We start from the raw sequence: 25,500 nt of genomic DNA, 5'->3' as shown, positions 1-25,500 counted from the left end.
GACACGCTTTCGCTACTCATATTTTTATAAATTTTCCTTTGCTTAATCCAACAAAAATTTATAAAAATATTCAAACACGCCGCTCAATCGTGGCTAAAATTCACGGGCAGTTTTTCTTTTCACTTTTCTAAACTACCCCGTCTTCAAAAATTATAAATTTTTGAATCCACCCCTTCAAAGAAGAGGAATTTTGTGAACGTTCCAAACTTTGAAAACAATCGACACTCGCTTCGCTCGCGCCAAAAAACTTCCAAAAGCGAAGCCTCTCAAAAATCTTAAAACTCTTTGTGAATTTGTGAAAATCTCTGAGAACTTTGTGTTACAAAAAGAATCATTCATTTTGAAAACAGAAAACTCCCAAAAGCAAAGCCTCTCAAAAATCTTAAAAAACCTTGTGAACTTTGTGAAAATCTCCGAGAACTTTGTGTTACAAAAACTTTCCACCATTTCGTAAAACAAATTCCGTAAATTTGCAAATCTAGTAACTCGAAATAATCATCAAATGCAAAACTATACAGAATTCAACTTCAAAATACAACCACTAGAACCTTGGAACGAAATCTTAATGGCAGAACTCATCGAAATAGGTTTTGATAGTTTCACCGAAGAATTAGAAGGCATTTTAGCTTATATTCCAACAGATTTAGTGAATGAAGAAAATTTCAAAAATCTAGAAATTTTCAATAACGAAAACGTGAAAATTTCTTACACCTTCCAAGAAATGCCCAACATTAATTGGAACGAAGAATGGGAAAAAAACTTCTCCCCGATTAATGTTGAAGACAAAGTTTTGATTCGTGCAGAATTCCACGAAGCCAATCCTGCAATGGAAGAAATCATTATTCAACCGAAAATGTCTTTCGGAACTGGACATCATCCTACCACACATTTAATGATTCAGCAAATGCTGGAAATGGATTTCAAAGACAAAAAAGTTTTGGATATGGGTTGCGGAACTTCTGTTCTAGCGATTTATGCCAAAATGAAAGGCGCAAAAGATGTTCTCGCGATTGATATCGACGAATGGTCGGTAGAAAATTCTAAAGAAAACGCCGAAAGAAACAATGTAGAACTTCGCATAGAATTAGGAACTGCCGAAAATTTAGGCAAAGAAAAATTTGACATTATTTTAGCAAATATCAATAGAAATATCCTAATTTCGGACATCCCAACTTACGTAAAAGATATGAACCAAGGCAGCGAATTATTACTTTCTGGTTTATGTTTCTTTGATGTAGAAGATATTTTAGAAGTTTGCACAGAACAAGGTTTGAAACTCAAAAACAAACAACAGCGCGAAGAATGGTGCAGTTTGCTTTTGGAGAAATAAAAATTTAGAAAAACGTTCAACTGAGTTTGAACGTTTTTTATTTTCACATCATATCCAAAATCCTTAAATTTGCAATCTTACAAATCCATCAACTAACAACGGGCAACCGACAACCAAAATATGACTTCACAAGAAATACGCCAACAGTTTTTAGATTTTTTTAAAAGCAAAGAACACCTCATCGTTCCTTCTGCTCCCATCGTTTTGAAAGATGACCCAACTCTGATGTTCTCCAACTCTGGAATGACACAATTTAAGGATTATTTTCTTGGGTATAAAGAGCCGAAATCTCACAGAATTGCCGATACTCAAAAATGTTTGAGAGTTTCCGGAAAACACAATGATTTAGACGATGTAGGCCGTGATACATACCACCACACAATGTTCGAAATGCTCGGAAACTGGAGTTTTGGCAATTATTTTAAAAAAGAAGCCATAGATTGGGCTTGGGAATTATTGACGGATGTATACAAAATTCCAAAGGAAAATCTGTACGTAACCATTTTTGAAGGAGACGAAAAGGAAAATTTAGCAAGAGATACAGAAGCCTACGATTTTTGGAAAACTCACGTTTCTGAAGACAGAATCATCAACGGAAACAAGAAAGATAATTTCTGGGAAATGGGCGAATCTGGACCTTGCGGACCGTGTTCTGAAATTCACGTTGATTTAAGAACTCCCGAAGAAAAAGCAAAAGTTTCTGGATTAGATTTGGTGAATAACGACCATCCTCAAGTGGTAGAAATTTGGAACTTGGTTTTCATGCAATATAACAGAAAAGCTGATGGTTCGCTAGAAAATCTTCCTGCAAAGCATATTGATACAGGAATGGGTTTTGAACGTCTTTGTATGGCGCTTCAACAAAAATCTTCTAATTACGATACCGATGTTTTTACGCCTTTAATTGCAAAAGTAGAAGAACTTTCTGGCGCAACATATACAGCAATTTTAGAAGACGAAAAAGATATTGCCATTAGAGTTGTAGTTGATCACATTCGCGCTGTTTCTTTTGCGATTGCAGACGGACAATTGCCTTCAAACGGTGGTGCTGGTTATGTTATCAGAAGAATTTTAAGAAGAGCCATTTCATATTCTTATCGATTTTTAGATATGAAAGAACCTTTCCTTTTTGAGTTGGTTGCTGTTTTGAAAAATCAAATGGGCGTATTTTTCCCAGAAATTGTGAAGCAAGAAAAATTGGTAACCGAAGTCATCAAAGAAGAAGAAAATTCTTTTTTGAAAACCATTGAACACGGTTTAGTTCGTCTCGACCATATTATAAAAGATACCATTTCTAAAAACGAAAAAGTGCTTCCTGGAGCTGAAGTTTTTGAATTGTACGACACTTATGGTTTCCCCGCCGATTTATCTAGAATTATTGCTGAAGAAAAGCAGTTAACCGTTGATGAAAAAGGCTTTGACGAAGAAATGGAAAAGCAAAAACAACGTTCCAAAAAATCGTCTGCACAGAAAGTTTACGATTGGGAAGTTGTGGCAGAATTACCAGAAAATTTCGTGGGTTATGATAAAACCGAAAACGAAGTTAAAATCACGCGTTACAGAAAAGTAGAAAATAAAGACGGAGAATTTTATCAAATTGTTTTAAATGAAACGCCATTTTATCCAGAAGGTGGCGGTCAAGTTGGTGATAAAGGAACACTTGAAAATAACGAAGGAACTTTTGAAGTTTTAGAAACTAAAAAAGAAAACGGTTTAGTGATTTCTTTAATTAAAGATTTACCGCAAAATATTTCAGGGAATTTCACTGCAAAAGTGAACAATTCTGACAGAAAAAATTCACAAGCCAATCACTCTGTTACACACTTGTTACACGAAGCATTAAGAGATGTTTTGGGAACTCACGTTGAGCAAAAAGGTTCTTATGTTGGTCCAGACTATTTGCGCTTTGATTTCTCGCATTTCTCTAAAATGAACGAAGAAGAATTGGCTTTAGTAGAAGAAAAAGTGAATGCTAAAATCAAGGAGAATTTGCCATTGCAAGAATACCGAGATTTACCCATTGCAGAAGCTACAGAAAAAGGCGCAATGATGCTTTTCGGGGAGAAATATGGTGACAAAGTAAGAATGATTCAGTTTGGTAGTTCTAAAGAATTATGTGGCGGAACTCACGTAAAATCTACCGGTGAAATTGGACATTTCAAGTTGATGGCAGAAAGTTCTACCGCAGCTGGAATTAGAAGAATAGAAGCGATTTCTGGTGATAAAGCAACAGAATATTTTAAAAATTTAGAAAATCAATTAAAAGAAGTTTCTTCTTTATTAAAATCTAAAGATTTAGTAAAATCTATTGAGAAATTATTAGAAGAAAATGCTGCTTTAAAATCCGAAGTTGAAGCTCTGAAAAAAGAAAAAGCAAAAGGCGAAATCAATGATTGGAAAAATGCTTTCGTACAAAAAGGCGATAAACAATTATTGGTAAAACGCACTTCCCTTGATGCAGGTTCGGTGAAAGATTTAGTGTTCCAACTAAAAAAAGAAATCCCAAATTCTGTAACCATCATTATTTCTGATGCGGGCGAAAAACCAATGATTACGGTTGGTGTTTCTGCAGATTTAGAAAACACTTATCACGCTGGAAACATCGTAAAAGAACTCGCCAAAGAAATACAAGGTGGCGGTGGTGGAAACCCTGGTTTTGCAACTGCAGGTGGTAAAAATTTGGCAGGAATTGAAAATGCTTTGGAGAAAGCATTGGAGATTTAAAATTTATAAATAAATGAAAACTATAAGAATTTTTTCTTTTCTATTACTATTTATACTAATTAATTGTAGAAGTGATTCTGATCAAACAACAATTAATCAGATTTCTGGAAATTATAAATTATTAAGAATTACTGTAAGTGAACCTGTAGATTATAATGCCGATGGAATTTTTGAAACAGATGTTACAAATTATTTTTCATGTGCTCCAAAACTTATTATTAGTAATGATGGAACAATGAAATATCCTTCAATTAATATTAATATAGCAAATTATTCTATGGAAATGGGAACAGGATACATGATAAGTTATGAAACTCCTGAATGTGAATCACCTATTTATAATGCTATTTTTAAAAATTTTGAAAACAACATATCAGTATATACAGAATGGGGAGACAATCTTACATTTTACAAAAAAGACTTAAATATTTTGTACTCAAATTTTAATTCTGCAAATTTAGTAATTGAAGATAGTTCTGGTCACAAAATTTTGAAAAGAGTCAGTTTGGAATTTCAATATATTAAAAATTAGAAATCAAAATATATAGTCCCTTTCATTGAATTTGATAGGGATTTTTTTTAACAAAAAATTACATTTTTCTTGTATTTTTTGTAACATTCTTATCAATAGTTTTGTCTTATTAAAAAAGACCAAATGAAACAAACTTTATCCTCTTTATTTTTATTGATTTTCGCCATTTCTTTCAGTCAGACTCAATTGAAAGTGATTAATTCTAAAAACCAAAAACCTATTTACAACGCTTCTGTCTATTGTGATGATAATCTTCTTGGGAAAACAGATAGCAATGGAAATTTGACTTTTAAAACGAAGTGCAAAAAAGTAGATGTTCTAGCCAATAATTTTGAAGAAAAAGAGATAGAAGTAAAAAAAGAAATGCAAATTTCTCTAAAACCATCTTCTGAAAAAACAGGAAACATTGAAAGAATTGTTTTGAGTGACAAAAGCGACCCGAAAGCGCTAAAAATGTTAGACGAACTGTTGAAAAGATACAAAGAAAACAGTCCGAAAGCGCTAGAATCTTACGATTTTAAATCTTACAGTAAAATTTCTATTGATTTTGATAAAGATTCTATTACTGCATATCAGGATTTTATTGCTAAAAGAAATGATTCTATCAAAAAAATAGAAAATAGAAATCTGAAAAAACAAACCGAAAAAAAGAAAAAAGATTCTCTTGCAGAAAATGACTTGATTGGTACCGTTCAAAACAACCAATATTTTCTTTGGGAAAAAGTTTCGGAATATAAATATTCTCAGAAATTTGGAGAAAAAACCAATATTATAGACAACAGAATGTCCGGTTTTCCCAATCCAATTTATGAAGCATTGGCATTAAACATTTCAAATCTTAACAGAATTCCGAGGCAAATAAGACCTGAGAATAGAAAGATTTACAACTATTATCTTTCTGATACCATTACACTAGAAAACAGAAAAACTTTTGTCATTAAATTCAAAGAAGTTAACAACAAAGGCAAGCAAAATCCTAGAAAATTCAATGGTAAAATCTATGTAGATGCCGAAAATTTTGCTCTCAAAAAAATTGAAAGCAGCAGCAAAAAAGCAAGCGAAGGAAATGGTATTTCGGTGTGGAAACCCATCAACAACAAATGGTTTCTAGATTATGAAAATCTAAAAATAAGAATGGGCGACCAAACATTTACCACAGGAGTATCAAAAGATAGCGTAAAAGCAGGTCAAAAGCCCAAAATGAACAAAAAATCCTTCGGAAATTACCTTTTTGTTAAAAATCAATATTTCGATTTTGAAATTAACAAAGAACAAAAATCAGCCGATTTTAAAGGCTATGCACTAGAAGTAAAAAATTCGGACGGTAGTCAGCTACAAAAATACAGAACAGATAGTTTAACCACCAGAGAAAAAGGAACTTATGTAAAAATTGACAGCTTAGTCAAAAAATATGATTTTGACAAAAAAGTAAGCCTTTTTACCAATTTATTGAAAGGAAATTTCCGCTATAAAATGGTTGATTTCGACCTTACTAAAATTTTTAATTACGATAAATATCAAGGCGTAAGATTAGGAATTGGTGCAAAATTCAACGAAAAATTTAGCAAAACTTTTTCACCTGACGCTTATTTTGGGTATGGTTTTAGAGACCACGCTTGGAAATATGGTGCTGGTTTAGATGTGAAACTTTCAGACAAAAGAACTTCTATTTTCAGAATAGATTATTCTGATGACGTATTTGCAGCTGGTAGAATCAACACCACACTTTGGGACAACCCAATGAAATTGAAAGACTTAGCCATTGATTTACACAATGTTAATTTTTATCAAAGTAAAAAATTTGGAGCTTCTTTTTTATATGATGTTTCTAATAGTTTGACAGCAAAAATTGCTTTAAACCACGAAAATCAAAGAGCACTTTTTGATTACCAATACCAAAATTTAGGAAATCAGTTCAAAAATGTGAGCACTACTCTATCTTTGAAATATTCTCCAAACGATAAGAATATGATGACTCCAGGTGGAAAATTGACTTATGAAAAGAAATTTCCACAATTTTATTTGAATTATGAAATGGGAAGCAAAATATTTGATGGCGAACTCAATTATCATAGATTAGATGTTTTGGCAATTCATCAATTCAGAAGCAAATTAGGGGTTACCAATTTTAAATTTTTCGGTGGAATCTCTTCTGGAAACTCTCCTATTTGGAAAAATTTTGAAATTACTGGGCAAACTGATGGTTCGTCAGAACAATGGACTTCAAAAATCAATACACCTTCTAATTTAGGATTTGTAACAATGCCTTCGGGAACTTTCTATGCCGATAAATTTGTAGGATTACACGTCTCTCAATATTTACCTTTCAGGTTCAAAACGATTGGCAAAACCTATTCAAACATAGAATTAGAGTACAAATCTGCTGTAGGAAATTTCAAAAATCCAGAAAATCATCAATTTAATTTCCGAGTTTTAGACCATAATTATCAAGAAGTTGGTCTCATCTGGAACAAATTTTTAGGAAGAAGGTTTGACGTAGGATTTTCTTACAGATTAGGCTATTATCAAACTTCAGAATTTAAAGATAATTTCGGATTGCAAGTCAGATTGGGCGGATTTTAAACTATAAGTAAATTTTCATAATTTTAATCACACAACACCAACCCTTAACAAATTATGGAAAATAGCATTTGGGAGATTGAAACTTTTTACAGAAATCGAGACATAATCATTATCGGTTCTGGATTTACAGGACTCTGGAGTGCTATTTCCATCAAAGAAAAATATCCCGAAAAATCTGTTCTGATTATTGAAAAAGAATCCATTCCTACGGGTGCTTCCACCAGAAACGCAGGTTTTTCTTGCTTCGGAAGTTTGACAGAACTTATTGCAGATTCCGAAAAAATGGGTTGGGAAAAAACTTTGAATTTAGTAAAACTTCGCTTTGATGGTTTACAAAAAATCAGAAATTATTTTAAACCCGAAGAAATTGATTACGAAGAAGTGGGAGGTTTCGAAATTTTAAACAATGAAAAACCACTGCAAAAAATAGACGAGGTCAATAAAAAACTAAAACCCATTACTGGTTTAGAAAAAACCTATTCTGTTCAGAATCAAAAAATTGCTGAATTTGGCTTAGGAAATGCTCAATTTTTAATTGAAAACCCTTTAGAGGGAAGTCTTCACAGTGCTAAATTATTGAATATACTTTTGAAAAAAGCACAAAATCTAGGTATAGAATTTCTATTCGGAACTGAAATCTTGAAAGTTGTAGAAAAAGAATTTGAAGTTTTGATAAAGACAAAAAATGCTGAAATTTCAACTGAAAAATTAGTGTATTCAACCAATGCTTTTACTAAAAATTTCTTTCCGAATTTAGATTTGGTTCCAGCTCGTGGACAAGTTTTGGTAACAGAACCCATTGAAAATTTAAAATTAAAGGGAACTTTTCATTTTGATGAAGGTTATTGTTATTTTAGAAATTTAGGAAACAGAGTTTTGTTGGGAGGCGCAAGAAACAAAGCTTTTACAGAAGAAGAAACTACAGATTTTTCTACCACCGAATTTCTACAAAATGAATTAGAAAATTTCTTGAAAACCGTCATTATTCCAGAAGAAAAAAACATAAAAATCACTCATCGTTGGAGCGGAATTATGGCAATGGGAAAAGAAAAATCGCCGATTGTAGAAAAAATATCGCAAAGGCAAATTCTCGCTGCTCGTCTTTCCGGAATGGGCGTAGCTTTAGCTCCAAAAATCGGAGAAATGGTAGCTGATTTACTGGAAGCCAGAAGTTCGGAGTAGGAAGTAATCTATCATAAACACTAATAATCCTTCCACAATCCTAATCTATTATTTCTCGCCAATTTTTCAGCTTTGATAAAAACTTCTACAAATTTCACATTTGGTGGGAAAGTAGAAACTACCGCAATTCCTTTTTCTACCAAATATTGATTGAGGAAAACGCCATTTTCCAAATAAACATATGCCAAAACTCTACCATATCGGTCGGTTTTTTGAACATCAAAAGTCAACTTTACTTTTTTGTTTTTAAGAAGATTGGTTACAAAAAATTTCGCTTCTTTCCCGAAATATTCTTTTCGAACTTTTATGCCTACATTTCTAGATTCTGGTGCATCTATGCCAATTAATCTAATTTTAATTTCTTCAAATTTTTTGATTTTCACATAAAAAGTATCGCCATCTGAAATTTTAGAAACCTTGTAGAATGTATTTTCTTTTAGTTGAGCGTTCAACATTACAACTAAAAAAAGTAAAACTATTTTTAAAAATTTCAATCTCATAAATATCAATTTGCCAAAGACAATTTTTGCGTCTTAAACACATTCTAATTTTAAAATTAAAATATTGCGTCTTTGCGTTGAAATAAACTATTTTTGCAAATCTAAAGATTTTAGTTTTGATTACAACAGACCAACTTAAAGATACACAAAAACGCATCGAAGATTTGTATAAATTTCTTCAAATTGAAAAGAAGAAACTAGAAATCACTAATGATGACGAAAAAACGGCAGCTCCAGAATTTTGGGACAACCCAAAAGCCGCTGAAAGTTTCCTTAAACAACTTCGTTCCAAAAAAAAATGGGTAGAAGATTATGAAGAAATCAACACCCATTTCGAAGATTTGCAAGTTTTGGTAGAATTTGCCAAAGAAGACGCTGATTCTGAAAAAGAACTCGACGAACAATTCCCAGAATTGGTAGAAAAAATAGAAAATCTAGAATTCAAAAATATGCTTTCTAACGAAGGTGATGAACTTTCGGCAGTTCTGCAAATTACAGCAGGCGCTGGCGGAACAGAATCTTGTGATTGGGCTTCTATGCTGATGAGAATGTACCAAATGTGGAGCGAAAAACAAGGCTACAAAATCCGTGAACTGAACTACCAAGAAGGTGATGTAGCTGGTGTAAAAACCGTAACACTTGAAATTGACGGAGAGTACGCTTTTGGTTATCTAAAAGGCGAAAACGGCGTTCACAGATTGGTTAGAATTTCACCTTTCGATAGCAACGCAAAACGACACACTAGTTTTGTTTCGGTGTATGTTTATCCTTTGGTAGATGATTCTATAGAAATCAACATCAATCCTGCAGATATTTCTTTTGAAACTATGAGAAGTTCTGGCGCAGGTGGACAAAACGTAAACAAAGTAGAAACTGCGGTTCGTCTTCGTCACGCTCCAACAGGAATTATTATTGAAAATTCTGAATCTCGTTCTCAGCTTCAAAATAAAGAAAAAGCAATGCAACTCTTGAAATCTCGCCTTTACGAAATAGAATTAGAAGAAAGAATGAAAGCTAGAAACGAGATAGAAGCCAATAAAATGAAAATTGAGTGGGGAAGCCAAATTAGAAATTACGTAATGCATCCTTACAAATTGGTAAAAGATGTGCGTTCTGGTCACGAAACTTCTGATGTAGATGGCGTAATGAACGGAAATCTTACTCCATTCCTGAAAGCATTTTTAATGAATGAAGGTACAGCGGTTACTGATGATGATTTTGATTTGTAATTTACAGAAATAAAAAAGGAAGTTTACATTATTAAACTTCCTTTTTCTTTGAAAAAAATATTTGTTTGATTAGCGGAATATTTGCCAAAATAATAATTCCCCAAATCATATATTCTAAGTTATCTTTCACCCACTGAATTTTACCAAGATTATAGCCTAATAAACCAATTACACCCACCCAAAGAAAAGCACCAATTATACTAAAAGTAAGAAATGTAGGATATTTCACTCTGGTAGAACCACAAAGAAAAGGAACTATTGTTCTTACAACTGGTACAAAACGTGCAATAATAATAGAATTTTTACCATTCTTATCGAAAAAAATCTTCGCTTTTTCTATATGACTTTTTTTGATAAATCGATCTTTTTCACTGTTCATAATGTAATCTCCGAAGCGTTTTCCTACGTAGTAATTGACATTATCTCCTAAAACAGCAGCAAACATGAGAAGTGGAATAATCACATAAATATTTAGTGATTCTTCTTGAGCTAGAAGTCCAATAGTGAATATCAAAGCATCACCAGGCAAAAAAGGCATTAAAAAAGAGGCTACAATAAGACCAGTTTCAGCAAAAATAACCACAAATAGAAAGACATAAACCCAATTGTTGTATTTTTCTATGATTGAAATTAATACTTGATCAGGCTTTGAGACAAAATCTATAATAAAATTCCATATGCTTTCTAACATATTTTATTTCTTTCTTTTTAGTGCTTTAAAGATAATAGGTAAAACTGAAATAAATACAATTCCTAAAACGAATTTTTCAAAATTCACCTTCACCCATTCTATATTGCCTAAAAAATAGCCTAATAAAGTGATAGACGTTACCCAAAGTATCGCTCCAGAAATACAATACATAATATAAGTTTTGTATTTCATTTCGCCAGCTCCTGCTACAAAGGGTGCTATGGTTCTAACGATAGGAATAAATCTAGCTAAAATGACTGTTTTACCACCATTTTCTTCGAAATATCTTTCCGTTTCTTCGATATGAGATTTTTTAAGAAATAAAATTTTTTCTTTAGATTGAATAAAATCTCCAAACTTTCTTCCAATAAAATAATTGACATTATCTCCTAAAAGTGCTGCCAAAATTAGCAAAGGAATTACGGTATAAATATCGATTTGCCCAGTAGTTGCGGCAATTAAACCCACCGCAAAAAGTAGCGAATCTCCTGGCAACAAAGGCATTACTACCACACCAGTTTCTACAAAAATGACAAGAAATAAAAATAAGTAAATATATACTCCGTAATCTCTAATAATCTGCGTGAGTACAAGTAAAGGATTTCCTAAAAATTCAAGGAAATAATGTATTAAATCCATCTATTCATCTATATTTTGACAAAGATAATGCAATAAATTAAAATTCATAAAATGCCAAATGTTAATTATTGCCAACTTTTTTCAGAATTTCTTCTAATTCACTTTTCTGCGTTGGATTGAGATTTTCATATTTCAGAATCCAATTGCAATAATTCAGCACCAATTCATGTTGTTTACTATTGCTTTCTAGAGACCATACCAATGCATCATAAACCGCATTTTTAATAGCTTTTTTCTTATCTTCTTCTGTTTTACTAGATGTTTTATACTTTTCTAAATCACCTTTGTACTTTGCATAATCTAAAGTCTCCACCAGTTTTAAAATAGGTTTGTATGCTCCACTTCCCATAAATGTAGACCACAGCATATCTAGCTGCTCTCCGCTATAAACTTCACCATAAATATCAGGAATTTTCATTTCTTTCACTTTTTCTAGTGCTCCTTTTTCTTTATCATTAAGCAAATGAATGTAGTCTTTTTCTTCGAAATTTGGATACAAAAGATAAAGTAAGAAAATTCTGTATTTATCGTCCTCTTTTTTAAATGCTTCTAAAATTTGTGGCAAAATGAAAGTATTATTTCTGGTAATTTCTAAAAATTCAGAAAAAATAGACAAAAAAACTTTATCATCTTCAGAGAACTTACTTTTTGTGTAATAAAGATATGCTGCTACGGCTTCTGTAGGCTTAGGCTGAATATAATATTCTGATAACCATCTAGAAAAATCATTGTCATCACTAAAGACTTTATCTTGATATGGGACCAAAGGTTTTAACTCTATTTCAGAAGTAATAACTTTTGTTTTGTTTGAATACAAATCATTAATAGTTACTTGTATCGCATATTTTCCTAAAACATCTTTATCAGTAAAACTGATTCTTACCACAGAAGTACTCATTTGCAAATAGTCTTTATTAATGATTTTTCTATCTATAAAGTCTAAGTTATCCTCAGACATATAAATAGATTGGTCAGGCTTTTTAATTTGTATAGAGTATTTCGCTTTCGCTGCACCATCTTTCAGAGCAAAATCCATAGAAATAACTGGTAAAAACAAATTTTGTCCTCTGTAAACAACATCTGTTTCAAAAATTTTAGGCACTGTTTTACCGAAAGTATTGTCCCATTTATCTCTAAAACTATAATCTGTAGTTTTTAATAAAATACCATCAATACAAAATGCAAATTGAGAAAAAGTAAGGACTAATAAGGCTAGAAATTTGGTTTTCATGTAGTTTTGAATTAATTATTCAAATTTAAATAAAATAATGATGGTTTAGAAATATATCTAGTGCTTTTAGCGATTTTAGATTAAACAATTTTTGTAATTTTACAGAATGATTTCTCAGAAAACCATAGACCAAATATTTTCAACCATTAGAGTTGAAGAAATTATTGGCGAATATGTTCAATTAAAACGTGCTGGCTCTAACTTCAAAGGTTTGAGCCCTTTTCACGATGAAAAAACGCCGAGTTTTGTGGTTTCTCCGAGCAAGCAAATTTGGAAAGATTTCTCCTCTGGAAAAGGTGGAAGCGCCATCACTTTTTTGATGGAAATAGAAAATTTCACTTATCCAGAAGCACTTCGTCACGCCGCCAAAAAGTACGGAATTGAAATTGAAGAAGACAAAGTAGAATATTCTGAAGAGCAGAAAAAAGCGCAAACCGAAAGAGAATTGCTCTACAAAATTCACGAAGTTGCCAATACTTTTTTCCAAGAAATTCTTTGGGAAAACGAAGAAGGCAAAGCAATCGGACTCTCCTACTTCAAAGAACGTGAGCTGCACGATGACATCATCAAAAAATTTCAACTCGGTTATTCTCCCGAACAAAAAGATGCTTTTACCAAATATGCTTTAGAAAAAGGCTACGAAAAAGAAATTTTAGAAAAATCTGGAATTTCTATTTTTCCAGAAAACACACCAACTGGTGTTGATAGGTTCAGAGAACGGGTCATTTTCCCGATTCATAGTTTTTCGGGAAGAGTTTTGGGGTTTGGTGCAAGAATTCTGAAATCTAACGTAAAAACTGCGAAATATCTCAATTCACCAGAAACCGAAATTTACCATAAATCCAACGTTTTATATGGTTTAAACCAAAGTAAACAAGCTATTACTAAAGAAAACTTGTGTCTTTTGGTAGAAGGTTATATGGACGTAATTTCGCTCCATCAAAGCGGAATTGAAAACGTAGTTGCCAGTTCTGGAACCGCGCTTACAACAGAACAAATTAAGCTTATAAAACGTCTCACCGAAAACGTAACCATTCTTTTTGACGGTGACGCTGCAGGAATTAAAGCGAGTTTTAGAAGTATTGATATGCTTCTTGCAGAAGGTATGAACATAAGAGTTGCACTCTTTCCTGATGGTGATGATCCAGATTCTTTTGCCAGAAAACACCCGAGAGATTTTGTAGAAAATTTCATAAAAACCGAAGCTAAAGATTTTATAGATTTTAAAGCTGAAATCCTGCTGAAAGAAGCGCAAAATGATCCGATAAAAAAAGCTGAGGCCATACGCGATATTGTAAAATCTATCGGTTTTGTGAGCAATGCTTTGAAACAAGAGATTTTCATCAAAGAAATTTCAACCAATTTTGAACTTTCAGAGCAATCACTTTTTAATGAATTGGGCGTTCAGAAACAGATTGTTCAGCAAAATCAACCGAAAGAAAAAAAGGAAACTTCAATTGTAAAACTCGAAAAAGTACCGGAAGTTTTAGAAAATATAAATCCGCTTTTGGTTTTAGAAGAAAAATTGGTGGAACTGATGCTGAAATACGGAGATTACGTTCTCGACAGAAAAACACCCGAAAACGAAGCATATCAAATCTCGGTAATTGAAGAAATCATCAATCATTTAGAGGAAGATCAATGCGAAATTATTTCACCTATCAATCAAAAAATTATTGAAGAAATAAAATTAGGAATTGCACAAAGCGAACTTCGTTCTGGTAATTTTTTTATGACTTTGATGGACGAAAACATTGTCACCAAAACTGCCGACGCTTTAGTAAACCCTTATGAATTAAGCAATTGGGAAAAACACAATATTTATTTCAGCAAAGAAGAAGAATTGGTAGATAGAATTGTAAAAGATGTCGTGATAAGATACAAAAGAGAATACATCATCAAGATTATCAATGATTTAAAACAACAAATCAGCGAAGAAAATAGTGAAGAATCTTACAAAAAAATCATCAATCTCACTCAATTAAAAAATAAAATAGACCAAAAATTATATCGTATTTTGTGACACTTTGGCTAAATTTGTAAAAAGGTACAGACTTTGTCTGTTTCAATATAATTAAGAATAAAATATTACATATGGATATTAAAAAAGATTTCAGAGATTTCTCTGTAAAACATTTAGGAAACAGCGGATTAGCAACTGATAAATATATGGGAACTTTCAACCCAACTAATCTTACGCCTTACATTATGGAAGAACGCAGAATGAACGTAGCTCAGATGGACGTTTTTTCTCGTCTCATGATGGATAGAATCATTTTCTTAGGTACTGGGATTGATGACCAAGTTGCCAACATCGTTACCGCACAATTATTATTTTTAGAAAGTTCAGACCCTTCTAAAGACATCCAAATTTACATTAATTCTCCTGGTGGAAGCGTTTATGCAGGTTTAGGAATTTATGACACGATGCAAATCATCAAACCAGATGTTGCCACTATTTGTACAGGAATGGCTGCAAGTATGGGAGCAGTTTTGTTAGTTGCCGGTGAAAAAGGAAAACGTTCAGCTCTCAAACATTCTCGCGTAATGATTCACCAACCAAGCGGTGGCGCACAAGGTGTCGCCAGCGATATGGAAATTAATTTGAGAGAAATGCTAAAACTTAAAAAAGAGTTGTATGACATCATTTCTGCACATTCCGGACAAACTTACGAGTGGGTAGAAAAAGCTTCAGACAGAGATTACTGGATGACTTCTACAGAAGCAAAAGAATTCGGAATGGTAGACGAAGTTTTAGAGAAAAAGTCTTAAAATTTTAGAAAAAAAATTTACTTAAGAACGTGCTTTTTAGTACGTTCTTTTTATTTTTGTAGAATGAAAACTATACAAATAAAAGCCAAAGATTTTTTTGAATTGATAAAACTAAAAGACACTTCAATGTGGGAAATTTTTTCACAAATGATAGATGGCGAAGAAAAAGAAATCATTTTTTTAGACGAAGAAGAAAAGGTGCTTTTTTCTTATATTCTTCCAAAAAATTTAGAAAAATTAGAAGAAGATAGGAAGACTTTTGCTAAAGAATATGCAGATAAAATTTCTAATTTGAATTAAAAAAACATTGCGCTCCTACGGAGCGCACCATCTATAAAAACATTTTCTCTTTTACCACCATCACATTCTTAGATAATGTTTTTTCAAAATTAATTCTTTAAATTCGTAAAAACTTACCACTATGAATTTAAAGAAATCTTTTCTAATATTAAGTATCCTAACTCTTAATATCCTCAACGCACAATCATACAAAAAACCCTTAGTTTCTGCCATTAAAGAATCTGACCTCAAAACAGATATGTATCAAATGGCAGCAGATCAATTTTGGGGAAGAGAAGCAGGAACTTTAGACGAACTAAAAGTTTCGATGTGGTTTGCCGACAAAATGAAAGATGCTGGTATGAAACCAGCTGGTGATAACGGAACGTTTTTTCAGTTTTTTGATATGTATCGTCATCAAGTTTCGCCACAGAGTTCTGTAAAAATTGGCGACAAAAATCTAAAAATATGGAAAGATATTTTGGTGCAAGATGTTACAGATAATAATTTCACCGCTCCAATTTTGTATTTAGGAAAAATAGAACCACAAGATTTAGCTTCTAAAAACATTGCAGGAAAAGTAGTTGCACTTAAAGCTTCAGACCTCAACGTTTCTAAAGAAATGACGCTTTTTGAAAGAAGATATCCTGGTTTTATTAGAACCAAATATTACAAAACTATTTCTCAATTAGGTGCAAAAGGAATTATATTTATTACTGATGATATTTCAGACAAAAGTTGGATAGAAGTTCTGCCACAAATGACCAGAGGAACCTACGGTGTAGAAGGATTGAGAGAAAAAGTAGATGTAGGAATTCCTGTTTTTTGGATAAAACAAGAAAACGAAAATTGGGTAAAAAACAATCCTGAAATTACATTAAACATCCAAACCGAAACCTATAAATATCCATCAGTAAACATCATCGGAAAAATTGAAGGAACAGATCCTAAACTAAAAAACGAATATGTTCTTTTGAGCGGACATCAGGATCACGACGGAATTCGTCATCCTGTAAAAAATGACACCATTTATAACGGTGCAGATGATAACGCCAGTACTTGTGTAGCAATTTTGGCAATGGCAAGAGCATACAAAAAACAACCTTCTAAACGCAGTATTTTATTCGTAATTCACGGTGCAGAAGAGAGAGGCTTGCTTGGTTCACGTTGGCACGCTGCACATCCTGTAGTTCCGAAAGAGAGCATTGTGGCGGTTCTAAACGGTGATATGATTGGTAGAAATGATAATAATGAAGCCGCTCTTTTAGGAAGCGACGCTCCTCACAAAAATTCCGAAGAATTAGTAAAATTGGCTCTTGATGCGAATAATGAAAGTACGAAATTCAAATTTTTGAAAGCTTGGGATTTACCAGAACATCCAGAATATTTCTATTTTAGAAGTGATCATCTTCCATATGCAAAAGCGGGAATCCCAGCGTTATTTTTCACCAGCGTTCTCCATTTTCAGTATCACACACCGCAAGATGAATCTGAAAACATCAATTTCAAAAAATTATACAAAATGACAGAATGGATGTATAGAACTTCTTGGAAAGTAGCCAATGAAACAGAAAGACCGAAGTTGATTAAAGATTTTAAATTAGAGAGATAATTCCTAAATGTGAGAATTGGAGAATGAGAGAATGGTAGAGTTGTAGAGTAGGAGAATTATTGTAGAAAGTTTTAATTATATGAGAATATGGCTATTATAAAATATCATACTGAATTAAAAGTTTATCAAAAATCTTTTGATGTTGCAATGGAAATTTTTAAGATTTCCTTTAAATTTCCAATTGAAGAAAAATATTCACTAACCGATCAAATTAGGCGCTCTTCTCGTTCTGTTTCTGCAAATATATCAGAATCTTGGGGAAAAAGGAGATACCCTAAATCATTTGTTTCAAAATTAACAGATGCAGAAGGAGAAGCAAGAGAAACACAAACTTGGCTGGAATATTCATTTCATTGTAACTATATTACAGAAGAACAATTTAGAATATTTAATGAAAAATACAACGAAATCATTGCAATGATAGTTTATATGATTAACAATGTAGAAAAATGGACAAACTTCACCTCAAAATAATAAAAAATCTCCCATTCTACAACTCTACAACTCTACAACTCTCCCACTAAATTTCTAGCTTCAGCAACGTCATGAACTCTTAAAATTTTCGCACCTTTTTCTAAAACTTTTCGGTGAAGGCTTTGCGTTTCTTCGTTAATTTCTGTTGGGAGTTTCCCTAAAGGTTTATAAATAAAAGACTTTCTAGAAATTCCGATTAACAAAGGAAATTCTCCGAAACCGATATGTTCTACTTCATCAATCATTTGATATTGGTTTTCAATAGTTTTCCCGAAACCAAAACCTGGGTCTACAATCACATCATTTATTCCTAGTTTTCTCAATTCATTGATTTTTTTTGGAAATTCAAAGTTCAAACTCATGATGATATCTTCGTATTGAATTTTTTCGTGCATCTTTTCGTAAGAAGAATTGCTGTGCATTAAAATATACGGAAGTTTAGTTTCCGCAACCGTTTTTAATAAATTTTCATCAAAATCACCTCCAGAAATATCATTCACCACATCAATTCCTTCATCAAAACCAAATTTCACAACTTCTGAATAAAAAGTATCTAAAGAAATCAATGTTTCTGGGAATTCTTTTTTAATTAAAGAAATTGTTTTTCCAATTCTCAAAATTTCTTCTTTAGCAGAAAGAAATTCTGCATTCGGACGAGTAGATTGAGCACCAATATCAATAAAATCAGCACCTTCTTTGATCATTTTTTCGGCTTGCAAAAGTGCAGCTTTTTCATCATTAAATTTTCCACCGTCAGAAAAAGAATCTGGTGTCAGATTTAGAATCCCCATGATTTTTGGTGTAGATAAATCAATGAGTTTTCCTCTACAATTTATAGAATGATAATTAATGCTTGATGATTGATGATTCATTCTGCAAATTTATAGAATTTCTTGGTCTAAATTGATTCAAATCATTTTGAAACTACTATTTTTGTGACATGCAAAAAACCATCTCTATCATCATCGCAATATTCAACAGAAAAGACGAATTATTCGAGCTTTTGAACTCTTTGATTGCTCAAACCGATAAAGATTTTGAAGTGATTATTGTAGATGACGGTTCTTCTGTAGATTTATTACCAACGGTAGAAACTTTCAAGGAAATGCTAAATATTCAGTATTTCAAAAAAACAAATTCTGGACCTGGACTTTCTAGAAATTATGGTGCAAAACGTGCCAAAAATGATTGGTTGGTTTTTGTAGATTCTGATGTGATTGTAGAAAAAGATTACATAGAAAATATCAAAAAAAATCTAGAAAATACAGATTGTGCAGCTTTTGGAGGTGCAGATAAAGCACACAAAGGGTTCAATATTTTACAAAAAGCCATCTCCTACTCTATGACTTCGGTTTTTACCACTGGCGGAATTAGAGGCAGTAAAAAAGCAGTGACAAGATTTCAGCCAAGAAGCTTCAACATGGGAGTGAACAAAGAAATTTTCTTAAAAATTGGCGGTTTCTCTGAAATGAGAATTGGCGAAGATCCAGATTTATCAATGACAATTTGGGAAAACGGCTATCAAACAGCTTTTTTTGATAACATTGGTGTTTATCACAAGCGCCGTACAGATTTAGGAAAATTCTCAAAACAAGTTTATCAATTTGGTTGTGCAAGACCTATTCTTAACCAAAGACATCCTAATTACGTGAAGCCTACTTTTTGGTTTCCTACGTTATTTTTATTGGGATATGTGGCAGGAATTTTAGAATATTTTCTGCTTCACAAAGGTTTTGTTTTGGCTTGTTACGGCTTTTACACTGTGGTTATTTTTTTCCACGCTTTGTATTTGACTAAGAATCTAGCAATTGCGGCACAAGCCATTATTACTACATACATCCAAATGTTTTCTTATGGATACGGATTTTTAGAATCATGGGTTAAGCTCAACATTCTTAAAATGAAACCAGAAGATGCTTTCCCGAAGCATTTTCATCAAAAGTAATTTTTCTATCATTCACTTTTCATTCAATAAAAATACCTAATTTTGCAATATGAGTTGGTTCGAAGACTGGTTTAATACGCCATATTATCATATTTTATACAAAGATAGAGACTTTGTAGAAGCAGAAAATTTCATTACACATCTTACCAAAGAGTTACAACTACCTAACGAATCAAAAATTATAGATTTGGCTTGTGGCAAAGGGAGACATTCTGTTTTCCTGCATCAATTAGGTTATGAAGTTTTGGGCGTAGATTTATCAGAAGAAAGTATTCTACATAATAAAAAGTTTGAAACTTCTACTCCACACAGTTTGACCTTTAAAGTTCATGATATGAGAAACGAACTCTACCCTGAAATTTGTGCAGAAAAAGTAGATGCTGTTTTTAATCTTTTTACCAGTTTTGGCTATTTTGATGATGAGGAAGAGGATAAAAAAGTTTTCCAATCGGTAAAAAATGTCTTAAAAAAAGATGGAATTTTCATTTTAGATTTTTTGAATGAAAAATTTGTAAAAAACACTTTAATTCCTGAAACCGATGTAAAAAAAGGTGACCTAGATTTTAAAATCAAAAAAAGAATTGAAGAAAATTATGTGATTAAGGATATCTACTTCGAAGATGAAGGAAAAGATTTTCACTATTTTGAGAAGGTAAAACTAAGTACTTTAGAACAAATAAAAGCATTAGCAGAAAATTGTGGTTTTGAAGTCATCAAAATATGGGGAAATTATAATCTCGACAGTTTTGATAGAGAAACATCACCAAGATGTATTTTTCAGTTTAAATATAAAACTAAATAATTAAATCTCAAATTTGAAATCATAAATCTAAAAATGATTATCACGCTACTCATATTAAGTGTAATTATTGGTGTTTTTCTGGGGAAATACTTCGGAGGAAACGAGAAATTTGCTAAAAATCTATTGATTCTAAGCGCCGGATTTCTGATTGCAGTTTGTGTAATAGAAGTCTTTCCTGAAGTTTATTCTTCTTCAGACCATAATATTGGAATTTGGATTATTGCAGGGGTTTTACTTCAGATGATTTTAGAAAGTCTAACCAAAGGTTTTGAGCATGGGCATTTCCATCATCATCATGAAGAAAAAAGCATTTTACCAATAGCACTGATGTTTGGAATGTTTATTCATGCGTTTTTAGAGGGAATACCATTGGCGAATATCAATCAAGTTAGTTCTCCCTATTTATTAGGTATTGTATTTCACAACTTGCCCATTTCGTTTATTTTAGGCGCATTTTTATTAGGTCAGAAAAATTCTACCAAAACATCTTGGATCATTGTTTCTATCTTTGCTTTAGCATCACCACTCGGAATGCTATTTGGGGATTATTTCAATCCGAATTTACAGAATTACTTTCTAGCTTTGGTAGGCGGTATTTTTTTACATATTTCTTCAGTAATCATTTTTGAAAGCAATAAGAACCACAAAATGGATTGGATGAAGATATCACTGGTCATTGCGGGAGTTGGTCTCGCATTAATCAATCATTTTTTCCATGGGCATTAGAAAAACATTTAAAAGCAAAAACTCCTGAAAAAATTCAGGAGTTTTATTATTTTATTACAATGTTAAAGTGATTAGAATTTCCAACCTACAGTTACAAAGAAATTGGTTCTTGTATTTTTCACTTCAGAAACTATACTTGTAGAATTATTGATTCCGTCACCATCAGTTACAGAAAATCCATTATCAATAGTTACTGCATAATCGCCTCCGAAGAAAGGATTATCATAAGTTGCAGTAATGCTTTGTACACCTGCATCTACATAAAATGATTTGAAATCATAACCTAAACCACCTGCCAAAGTTTGTCTTTTTCCTATAAAAAGTGAATTATAGGAATTAGAACCCGAAGTTCCAGCAGAGTTAAAAGATTGAAGAGAACCAGTATCAAAAGGATTACCTTCTATACCATAACCACCTCTTAATCTAAATCCGCCAAGTCTGTACTCTGCTCCAATTCTCAAATCTGAAATATTCTTGTAATCAGAAGAAAAATAATCATTTAATTGATCTTCGGCTGGGCCTTGTACTTTATATTTTGGCTTGGTAAGTCCCAAAGTATAGTCAACATTCACCGCAAAATTTTTGCTTGCGACTAAAGCACCACTTAAGGTAAGTTTCATTGGGGTGGTTAATTTTCTAGTTTCATCAAAAACTTCAGAAACTACACTATTATTAGTATTAAAGCCATACTCGACATAGGTTCTAGTTAAGTTCCAAAATGTAGGTGACTCTATTGCAGCTCCTAATCTTATATTATTATTGAGTTTACCAATAACCCCAACAGATGCAGAAAAACCATTAGAAGCCTCTCTGTAAGGTGTATATTGCTTGTTGTAGTAAGCATATTCTCCTAAATTTTGTAATTGCAATTGGAAAAAATCAGACTGGTCTAGTTCTGCACTTTTGAAATTTAATCCTGCTCCTAGATAAATTCTGTTATCATAATTGCCTCCCAAGGAAACATTAAGATTCGAAACAGTACCTGTTCTATCATAAGCGTGACCATTGTAAACTAAGAAATCATCTACAGTATTGCCATTAGAATCAGAATATTGTACGGCATCTTTTATATTACTATTGCCAGGCGTTTGTACATAATCTTCTATATTTTTTGTACTATAATTAAAAGCTAAGTTTACAAACTTCCAAGGAGAATTATTTTGCGTTTCAAAAGAAACTACACCACCTGCCTGTCCTAGATTGGTATTGTTATAAGACGACTCAAAACTATTTCCAAAAAGATTAGAATTATTTTTATTTCCTTGCACAGCTAGTGTTGCAGACACATCCCCTGTAATAAAAACTCCTGTTCCTGCTGGGTTTACTGTAATTGCAGATAAATCACCTCCTAAAGCTCCCATAGAACCAGCCATCGAATTAAATTTTGCAGTTCCTCCGAAATTAGAACCAGAATATACTTCGGCAGTATTTTTAATTACAGATGCATCTTGAGCATAATATATAGCTCCTATAGATAAAAATGCAAGTAAAGAAATTTTATTGATCATATTTATAATATAAAGTTATTAAACATATTTCTTTTATCTAAAACCGCCAGATCTGAAACCGCCACCGCCGCCAGAACTTCTCATGCCGCCACCAGAACTGCTTCCTCCGCCGAAACCTCCAGAATTTCTGAAACCATCATTTCTAGGTGGTGAATAAGATGGTTGCTGAGAAGGTGTATTATTTTCGGTTCTTCTGAAACTTCTATTAGGCTGAGTTTGATTATTAGAAGGTCTATTAGAATTAGGAGTTCCAAATCCAGTTTTTCTAAAACCACTGTTATTAATAGAGTTTTGATTATTTGAATTGTTACTTGGAGCTGGTCTTGTGAAGCCGTTTCTATTTCCATTATTGTTAAAACTATTGTTATTTCTAACTATAGAATCAGCACCACTTCTTTTAAAATTAGCTGGTCTTCCCCAATAACCAGGATAACCAGCACCCCATCCTGGATAGTAACCACCCCAAAACGGATCCCAATAAGGATTATAACCATACCAAGGATATCCCCAATTCCATCCTGCATTCCAGCCCCAGCCAAAACCTACGTTCCAACCCATGCTCCAACCTGGATACCAAGAATTCCAACCTAGACCCCAATTCCATGAGTTCCAACCGAATCCCATACCCCAAGGATTTCCCCATCCCCACATACCGCCGTTCCAGCCCCAACTATTATAATTGGTTTCTGTACCCGCAAATTGTCCCCAATCAGACTGAGAAGTATTATTCCAATCTTGATACTTATTTTTCTGAGCCTGTAAATTTTGTTGATTTTGTTCTATAATGCTAGTAGAATTGTCAGTATAAGAATAATCCTCCCCTACTACATTATCATCTTGTATAGTAACACTCACAGGTATTACATCTTTGTTTGGATCATAGTAAACACCATCTGTTTCTGTGTATCCTCCCATTTGCGCTCCACAAGAAATCAAAAGCAAGCCACCAGAAGCAGCTAAAACACCTTTTGATTTAAAAATCTTTAGTAAGTTTTTATAAGTAGAATTTTTCATGATAGATGTGATTAAGTTTATTTATATCTTTGCAAATATTAATACCAAAAGTATACCAAATGCTTTTAGTAATAAAAATTTAACCAAAAATACAATTTATCATTAGATTGACTAGCAAATAAAAAGTTAAAATTTAATTAAAACATGGCAAAATTAACAACAAGGAATGAAGATTACAGTAAATGGTATAACGAACTTGTAGTAAAAGCAGATTTAGCAGAAAACTCAGGGGTTAGAGGTAGTATGGTGATTAAACCCTACGGTTATGCAATTTGGGAAAAAATTCAAGCAGAATTAGACAAAAAATTCAAAGAAACAGGTCACCAAAATGCTTACTTCCCACTCTTCGTCCCGAAAAGTCTATTTGAAGCAGAAGAAAAAAACGCAGAAGGTTTTGCCAAAGAATGTGCTGTAGTAACGCATTACAGATTAAAAACTGACCCAAACAATCCTCATAAATTAATTGTAGACCCTGAAGCTAAATTAGAAGAAGAACTTATTGTAAGACCTACTTCTGAAGCAATCATCTGGAATACTTATAAATCTTGGATACAATCTTACCGTGATTTACCCATTCTTATCAACCAATGGGCAAACGTAGTAAGATGGGAAATGAGAACCAGACTTTTCCTAAGAACCGCAGAATTTCTATGGCAAGAAGGGCATACTGCACACGCTACTAGAGAAGAAGCTGTAGAAGAAACCGAAAAAATGTTAGAAGTTTATGCTGATGTGGTAGAAAATTTCATGGCTATTCCTGTAATCAAAGGGCTTAAAACCCCAACCGAAAGATTTGCTGGTGCAGACGAAACTTACTGTATTGAAGCCATGATGCAAGATGGAAAAGCGCTACAAGCAGGAACCTCTCACTTCCTTGGACAGAATTTCGCTAAAGCATTTGACGTAAAATTCACCAATAGAGAAGGAAAACAAGAATTTGCATGGGCTACTTCTTGGGGAGTTTCTACCAGATTAATGGGTGCTTTAATTATGACGCATTCTGATGATTTCGGATTGGTACTTCCTCCGAAATTAGCTCCAATTCAGGTAGTTATTGTTCCTATTTTTAAAGGAGAAGAACAATTAGCTGAGATTTCAAAAGTAGCCAACGATATTTTCGATAAATTGAAAGCAAAAGGAATTTCTGTAAAATATGATGACAGAACAGAATACAAACCAGGTTGGAAATTTGCAGAGTATGAACTAAAAGGGGTACCATTAAGAATAGCAATGGGCGCAAGAGATTTAGAAAATAAAACCGTAGAAATTGCAAGAAGGGATAATTTAACTAAAGAAGTTCGTTCTCTAGAAAACATAGAAGATTATATCGAAGAACTATTGATAACTGTTCAAAATGACATTTACAAGAAAGCAGAAACTTACAGAAACGAGCATATTACCAAAGTAGAATCTTACGAAGAATTTAAAAAAGTCTTAGAAGAAAAAGGAGGTTTCATCTCTGCGCATTGGGACGGAACTGCCGAAGAAGAAGAACAAATAAAAGAAGAAACCAAAGCGACCATAAGATGTATTCCTCTAGATGCAGAAGAAGAACAAGGAGTTTCTCTTATCACTGGAAAACCTTCTGACAAGAGAGTTCTTTTCGCGAAAGCATATTAATTACTTATAAATAATTTCTCTTATCCTCGATCCTCAAAGAAAATTTCATTTTTTTTAAGGATTGAGGATTTTTTTTAATTAAAATAATTAGGCTATTTACTTGATTT

Annotated in this window: 22 protein-coding genes; 15 read left to right on the top strand and 7 right to left on the bottom strand. The window is 32.7% G+C overall.

The window, feature by feature from the left end; genetic code table 11:
• Positions 1-502 precede the first annotated feature (502 nt).
• The 5 genes from prmA (at position 503) to IEW40_RS09960 (ending at position 8,351) form a co-directional block, all read left to right on the top strand.
• Entirely contained in the window at positions 503-1,330 is an 828-nt protein-coding gene (gene prmA, locus IEW40_RS09980) for a 50S ribosomal protein L11 methyltransferase (RefSeq protein WP_188617952.1), read from the top strand.
• Between the two features lie 120 nt (positions 1,331-1,450).
• Positions 1,451-4,054 (top strand): alanine--tRNA ligase, encoded by a 2,604-nt coding sequence (alaS, locus tag IEW40_RS09975; RefSeq protein ID WP_188617951.1) that lies wholly within the window; start codon positions 1,451-1,453, stop codon positions 4,052-4,054.
• 13 nt (positions 4,055-4,067) lie between these two features.
• Positions 4,068-4,586, top strand: coding sequence for a hypothetical protein (locus tag IEW40_RS09970; RefSeq protein ID WP_188617950.1), 519 nt, complete (start codon positions 4,068-4,070; stop codon positions 4,584-4,586).
• Positions 4,587-4,709: 123 nt separating this feature from the next.
• Positions 4,710-7,169, top strand: coding sequence for a DUF5686 family protein (locus tag IEW40_RS09965; RefSeq protein WP_188617949.1), 2,460 nt, complete (start codon positions 4,710-4,712; stop codon positions 7,167-7,169).
• A gap of 54 nt (positions 7,170-7,223) precedes the next feature.
• On the top strand, positions 7,224-8,351 hold the full coding sequence (locus IEW40_RS09960; protein ID WP_188617948.1) for an NAD(P)/FAD-dependent oxidoreductase: 1,128 nt from the start codon (positions 7,224-7,226) through the stop codon (positions 8,349-8,351).
• 20 nt (positions 8,352-8,371) lie between these two features.
• On the opposite strand, the gene IEW40_RS09955 is transcribed toward IEW40_RS09960, so the two are convergent.
• Complete coding sequence (locus IEW40_RS09955) at positions 8,372-8,851, bottom strand: thermonuclease family protein (protein WP_188617947.1); 480 nt, start codon at positions 8,849-8,851, stop codon at positions 8,372-8,374.
• Between the two features lie 116 nt (positions 8,852-8,967).
• On the opposite strand from IEW40_RS09955, the gene prfB reads away from it, so the two are divergent.
• Positions 8,968-10,080, top strand: a complete 1,113-nt coding sequence (prfB, locus tag IEW40_RS09950; protein WP_188617946.1) for a peptide chain release factor 2 — start codon at positions 8,968-8,970, stop codon at positions 10,078-10,080.
• A gap of 31 nt (positions 10,081-10,111) precedes the next feature.
• On the opposite strand, the gene IEW40_RS09945 is transcribed toward prfB, so the two are convergent.
• The 3 genes from IEW40_RS09945 to IEW40_RS09935 all read right to left on the bottom strand — a co-directional run bounded on the left by IEW40_RS09945 (position 10,112) and on the right by IEW40_RS09935 (position 12,641).
• Positions 10,112-10,771, bottom strand: coding sequence for a VTT domain-containing protein (locus IEW40_RS09945; protein WP_188617945.1), 660 nt, complete (start codon positions 10,769-10,771; stop codon positions 10,112-10,114).
• A gap of 3 nt (positions 10,772-10,774) precedes the next feature.
• On the bottom strand, positions 10,775-11,410 hold the full coding sequence (locus IEW40_RS09940) for a VTT domain-containing protein (protein ID WP_188617944.1): 636 nt from the start codon (positions 11,408-11,410) through the stop codon (positions 10,775-10,777).
• 61 nt (positions 11,411-11,471) lie between these two features.
• Positions 11,472-12,641, bottom strand: a complete 1,170-nt coding sequence (locus IEW40_RS09935; RefSeq protein ID WP_188617943.1) for a hypothetical protein — start codon at positions 12,639-12,641, stop codon at positions 11,472-11,474.
• A gap of 106 nt (positions 12,642-12,747) precedes the next feature.
• On the opposite strand from IEW40_RS09935, the gene dnaG reads away from it, so the two are divergent.
• The 5 genes from dnaG to IEW40_RS09910 all read left to right on the top strand — a co-directional run bounded on the left by dnaG (position 12,748) and on the right by IEW40_RS09910 (position 17,778).
• Entirely contained in the window at positions 12,748-14,664 is a 1,917-nt protein-coding gene (dnaG, locus tag IEW40_RS09930) for a DNA primase (RefSeq protein ID WP_188617942.1), read from the top strand.
• A gap of 71 nt (positions 14,665-14,735) precedes the next feature.
• Positions 14,736-15,413 (top strand): ATP-dependent Clp endopeptidase proteolytic subunit ClpP, encoded by a 678-nt coding sequence (clpP, locus tag IEW40_RS09925; protein WP_188617941.1) that lies wholly within the window; start codon positions 14,736-14,738, stop codon positions 15,411-15,413.
• Positions 15,414-15,476: 63 nt separating this feature from the next.
• Positions 15,477-15,713, top strand: a complete 237-nt coding sequence (locus tag IEW40_RS09920) for a hypothetical protein (RefSeq protein WP_188617940.1) — start codon at positions 15,477-15,479, stop codon at positions 15,711-15,713.
• 121 nt (positions 15,714-15,834) lie between these two features.
• On the top strand, positions 15,835-17,304 hold the full coding sequence (locus IEW40_RS09915) for a M28 family metallopeptidase (protein ID WP_188617939.1): 1,470 nt from the start codon (positions 15,835-15,837) through the stop codon (positions 17,302-17,304).
• An 87-nt stretch (positions 17,305-17,391) separates the two neighbouring features.
• Positions 17,392-17,778 (top strand): four helix bundle protein, encoded by a 387-nt coding sequence (locus IEW40_RS09910; RefSeq protein ID WP_188617938.1) that lies wholly within the window; start codon positions 17,392-17,394, stop codon positions 17,776-17,778.
• A gap of 32 nt (positions 17,779-17,810) precedes the next feature.
• Here the strand turns inward: IEW40_RS09910 and folP are convergent, their stop codons facing one another.
• Positions 17,811-18,650 carry a dihydropteroate synthase gene (folP, locus tag IEW40_RS09905; RefSeq protein ID WP_229663425.1) on the bottom strand — a complete coding sequence of 280 codons (840 nt, stop codon included), beginning with the start codon at positions 18,648-18,650 and terminating at the stop codon, positions 17,811-17,813.
• A 68-nt stretch (positions 18,651-18,718) separates the two neighbouring features.
• On the opposite strand from folP, the gene IEW40_RS09900 reads away from it, so the two are divergent.
• Genes IEW40_RS09900 through IEW40_RS09890 form a run of 3 tightly spaced genes read left to right on the top strand, consistent with a single transcriptional unit; the run spans position 18,719 to position 21,251 of the window.
• Positions 18,719-19,723, top strand: a complete 1,005-nt coding sequence (locus IEW40_RS09900) for a glycosyltransferase family 2 protein (RefSeq protein ID WP_188617937.1) — start codon at positions 18,719-18,721, stop codon at positions 19,721-19,723.
• A gap of 49 nt (positions 19,724-19,772) precedes the next feature.
• Positions 19,773-20,525, top strand: coding sequence for a class I SAM-dependent methyltransferase (locus IEW40_RS09895; RefSeq protein ID WP_188617936.1), 753 nt, complete (start codon positions 19,773-19,775; stop codon positions 20,523-20,525).
• Positions 20,526-20,558: 33 nt separating this feature from the next.
• Positions 20,559-21,251 carry a ZIP family metal transporter gene (locus tag IEW40_RS09890; RefSeq protein ID WP_188617935.1) on the top strand — a complete coding sequence of 231 codons (693 nt, stop codon included), beginning with the start codon at positions 20,559-20,561 and terminating at the stop codon, positions 21,249-21,251.
• A 71-nt stretch (positions 21,252-21,322) separates the two neighbouring features.
• On the opposite strand, the gene IEW40_RS09885 is transcribed toward IEW40_RS09890, so the two are convergent.
• Positions 21,323-22,759, bottom strand: a complete 1,437-nt coding sequence (locus IEW40_RS09885; RefSeq protein WP_188617934.1) for an OmpP1/FadL family transporter — start codon at positions 22,757-22,759, stop codon at positions 21,323-21,325.
• Positions 22,760-22,792: 33 nt separating this feature from the next.
• Positions 22,793-23,773: a Vitellogenin II precursor gene (locus IEW40_RS09880; RefSeq protein WP_188617933.1), complete on the bottom strand. Its 981-nt coding sequence runs from the start codon at positions 23,771-23,773 to the stop codon at positions 22,793-22,795.
• 144 nt (positions 23,774-23,917) lie between these two features.
• On the opposite strand from IEW40_RS09880, the gene proS reads away from it, so the two are divergent.
• Positions 23,918-25,393 carry a proline--tRNA ligase gene (proS, locus tag IEW40_RS09875; protein ID WP_188617932.1) on the top strand — a complete coding sequence of 492 codons (1,476 nt, stop codon included), beginning with the start codon at positions 23,918-23,920 and terminating at the stop codon, positions 25,391-25,393.
• Positions 25,394-25,500: the final 107 nt, after the last annotated feature.

The organism is Cloacibacterium rupense, assembly GCF_014645495.1.
Lineage (GTDB): Bacteria > Bacteroidota > Bacteroidia > Flavobacteriales > Weeksellaceae > Cloacibacterium > Cloacibacterium rupense.
The sequence above is the reverse complement of the archived record's forward strand: the minus strand, read 5'-3'. Positions and strand labels throughout refer to the sequence as shown.

Coding starts and splice junctions, on each gene's coding strand:
- prmA (WP_188617952.1), top strand. CDS start 503: ATGCAAAACTATACAGAATTCAACTTCAAAATACAACCACTAGAACCT.
- alaS (WP_188617951.1), top strand. CDS start 1,451: ATGACTTCACAAGAAATACGCCAACAGTTTTTAGATTTTTTTAAAAGC.
- IEW40_RS09970 (WP_188617950.1), top strand. CDS start 4,068: ATGAAAACTATAAGAATTTTTTCTTTTCTATTACTATTTATACTAATT.
- IEW40_RS09965 (WP_188617949.1), top strand. CDS start 4,710: ATGAAACAAACTTTATCCTCTTTATTTTTATTGATTTTCGCCATTTCT.
- IEW40_RS09960 (WP_188617948.1), top strand. CDS start 7,224: ATGGAAAATAGCATTTGGGAGATTGAAACTTTTTACAGAAATCGAGAC.
- IEW40_RS09955 (WP_188617947.1), bottom strand. CDS start 8,851: ATGAGATTGAAATTTTTAAAAATAGTTTTACTTTTTTTAGTTGTAATG.
- IEW40_RS09945 (WP_188617945.1), bottom strand. CDS start 10,771: ATGTTAGAAAGCATATGGAATTTTATTATAGATTTTGTCTCAAAGCCT.
- IEW40_RS09940 (WP_188617944.1), bottom strand. CDS start 11,410: ATGGATTTAATACATTATTTCCTTGAATTTTTAGGAAATCCTTTACTT.
- IEW40_RS09935 (WP_188617943.1), bottom strand. CDS start 12,641: ATGAAAACCAAATTTCTAGCCTTATTAGTCCTTACTTTTTCTCAATTT.
- dnaG (WP_188617942.1), top strand. CDS start 12,748: ATGATTTCTCAGAAAACCATAGACCAAATATTTTCAACCATTAGAGTT.
- clpP (WP_188617941.1), top strand. CDS start 14,736: ATGGATATTAAAAAAGATTTCAGAGATTTCTCTGTAAAACATTTAGGA.
- IEW40_RS09920 (WP_188617940.1), top strand. CDS start 15,477: ATGAAAACTATACAAATAAAAGCCAAAGATTTTTTTGAATTGATAAAA.
- IEW40_RS09915 (WP_188617939.1), top strand. CDS start 15,835: ATGAATTTAAAGAAATCTTTTCTAATATTAAGTATCCTAACTCTTAAT.
- IEW40_RS09910 (WP_188617938.1), top strand. CDS start 17,392: ATGGCTATTATAAAATATCATACTGAATTAAAAGTTTATCAAAAATCT.
- folP (WP_229663425.1), bottom strand. CDS start 18,650: ATGAATCATCAATCATCAAGCATTAATTATCATTCTATAAATTGTAGA.
- IEW40_RS09900 (WP_188617937.1), top strand. CDS start 18,719: ATGCAAAAAACCATCTCTATCATCATCGCAATATTCAACAGAAAAGAC.
- IEW40_RS09895 (WP_188617936.1), top strand. CDS start 19,773: ATGAGTTGGTTCGAAGACTGGTTTAATACGCCATATTATCATATTTTA.
- IEW40_RS09890 (WP_188617935.1), top strand. CDS start 20,559: ATGATTATCACGCTACTCATATTAAGTGTAATTATTGGTGTTTTTCTG.
- IEW40_RS09885 (WP_188617934.1), bottom strand. CDS start 22,759: ATGATCAATAAAATTTCTTTACTTGCATTTTTATCTATAGGAGCTATA.
- IEW40_RS09880 (WP_188617933.1), bottom strand. CDS start 23,773: ATGAAAAATTCTACTTATAAAAACTTACTAAAGATTTTTAAATCAAAA.
- proS (WP_188617932.1), top strand. CDS start 23,918: ATGGCAAAATTAACAACAAGGAATGAAGATTACAGTAAATGGTATAAC.